Source organism: Aestuariivirga sp., assembly GCF_037139295.1.
Taxonomy (GTDB): domain Bacteria; phylum Pseudomonadota; class Alphaproteobacteria; order Rhizobiales; family Aestuariivirgaceae; genus Aestuariivirga.
Genome location: NZ_JBAXGR010000277.1, coordinates 1 through 1,887, shown reverse-complemented (window position 1 = coordinate 1,887; position 1,887 = coordinate 1). Strand labels below are relative to the sequence as shown.

The following is a 1,887-nucleotide window of genomic DNA, read 5'->3' as shown; positions in this document are numbered from 1 at the left end:
GGCGATGTCCTCGGGCGGGCAGTCGGCGCCCAAGCCCCACTTTTCCCTGCCTCCGGCGCTTTGCGACACGCCGAAGTTGTTGATGCCGCACAGGATCACCGCGACTTTCGGATGCCGGCCATCGGGGAAATCAAGATTGCCGCGAGTCACGCGGTGAAGCATCACCGGAGTGATGTCCCCCGAGTTTCCCATGTTGATGGGGTGATAGTCTTTGAATTGATTTTCCCAAATCTCCCGCCCGGTGGCGGGGCCGAGCGACCATGACCAGGTGATCGAATCACCAAAGAAGACGAGCCGGGTGTTGTGTGCCGCAGCCACCTCACGGTTGACCCGTTGAAACTCGCTGTTCCAGTAATCGTCCAGCACAACCGATGGCAGCGTGGTGCTCGGAGACAGCGGTATCTCGTCCCAAAAGGTATCGGCGGCTTGCAGTGTGGAGACCAGCAGCGCGGAGACCAGCAGCGCTCTTTTCATGGCCGTTGTTCTTTCTGAAATTGCCAGCCTATTTGTTCTGGGCCTCGAGAATCGCCCGGGCTTCGAAAATCCGGCGTTCAAGGTCGGCTGCCTTGGTCGTTGCCGCCCCCGCCTGCGGCATGGAGATGGCCGGCGAACAGGGACAAGCTGAGGAGGATAGATGATCGTTTCATGGTATTTGTTAGAAATTCTTGGATAGGTTGGTTACTTAAACCTTCGCGCTTAACGCACCTTCTCAGATCCGAACAATGCCTTCACAATGGTTGGGGTGGTGACCAGCTCATTCCCTTCCTTCGTTGGATGGACATTATCGGGAACAACGAGATGCCATTTTTTCTCGTCGTCGGTGAAAAGCTTTTCCCACACCAGCTGCACATCAATGAGTTTGAGATTCCGCTCTTTCGCCACCTTCCTATAGATCGCGCTATACTCGGAAAAGGCTGGCCGCGGCTCCAATCCTCGGCCGATCGGCTGGTTCATCGTCATCAGTATGATTTCGCAATTCGGCAAAGACGTATGCACCTTTTCGATCATGGTTTCGAGATTCTTCTGCGCATCGGCAACAGAGATCTTGTAAATCGTATAGCCATCATTCATCGCGAATTCAATGAGCACGGTGTCCGGCTTGAGGGCGATCACACGTGCATCGATATTCTCAAGACCCCAGTTTGATGCAGCCCCGGCCACAGCACTGTTTGACACGGTGCAGAGTTTAGGAAAACCTGCTTCGATGAGAGCCTGTAACTGACTCACCCAGGCGCTGTATTGCGGTGTGCACAAGCTCGTGCCGTAGATCACCAGATGTTGTGATTTACCTTTGCGTAAATTTTCAGCGAGTTGGCTTGATGTGCCCGGTTCGGCTCCCCACAGCGAGAGCCCCAAGGTAACAGACAAAATCGTTCCAACGATTCCGCAATTCATAACCTGCCGTAGTCTCATTATTTTCGTTCCATTCATAGGTGTTGTTGTTTTTGTAATCACCAAACTATTTTTTCTGAGAATCAAGAAAAGCCTGGGCTTCGAAGATCCGCCGTTCAAGGTCGGCTGCCTTCAGCGCCTTTTTAAGTTCTTCGGCTTCTCCGCCATTCACCAGCCCAGGGACAGCTGACTTTTTGCCAGTGTAGTTTTCGTACATATCAGCGACTTTCCAGGTGTCACTCCGCTGCGCCTCTAACGGAATATCTTTGATGTACACCATGCGGAGATTCCCAACGGGATTGCGCCCCCACGCAAAACGGTAGTGAATGGGATTGGGCACGAGAGGATGGCTCAAAACAAGAGCCTTCCAGTTATGTTGCGGCTTACCATTATTGTCTTTACCGGTGACCAGGTATTCCGCCTGAGCAGGCTGGAATTTTCCATCTTTCCCCGCAATCGAGAACCCTGCGATCGCCTCACTGTTCAAAGATGCCA

General features: G+C 53.0%; 3 protein-coding genes. All 3 read right to left on the bottom strand.

Annotated elements, in window-relative coordinates; all coding sequences use genetic code 11:
• On the bottom strand, positions 1-474 hold a 474-nt coding region (locus tag WCJ41_RS21880; protein WP_336907946.1), incomplete at its 3' end, for a hypothetical protein.
• Between the two features lie 222 nt (positions 475-696).
• Complete coding sequence (locus tag WCJ41_RS21875; protein WP_336907945.1) at positions 697-1,413, bottom strand: SGNH/GDSL hydrolase family protein; 717 nt, start codon at positions 1,411-1,413, stop codon at positions 697-699.
• Positions 1,414-1,459: 46 nt separating this feature from the next.
• Positions 1,460-1,887, bottom strand: a 428-nt coding sequence (locus WCJ41_RS21870; RefSeq protein ID WP_336907944.1) for a hypothetical protein, incomplete at its 5' end; no start/stop codon positions are given.

Excerpts from the sequence above, each read along its gene's own strand:
- WCJ41_RS21875 (WP_336907945.1), bottom strand. The coding sequence starts at position 1,413 with ATGAGACTACGGCAGGTTATGAATTGCGGAATCGTTGGAACGATTTTG.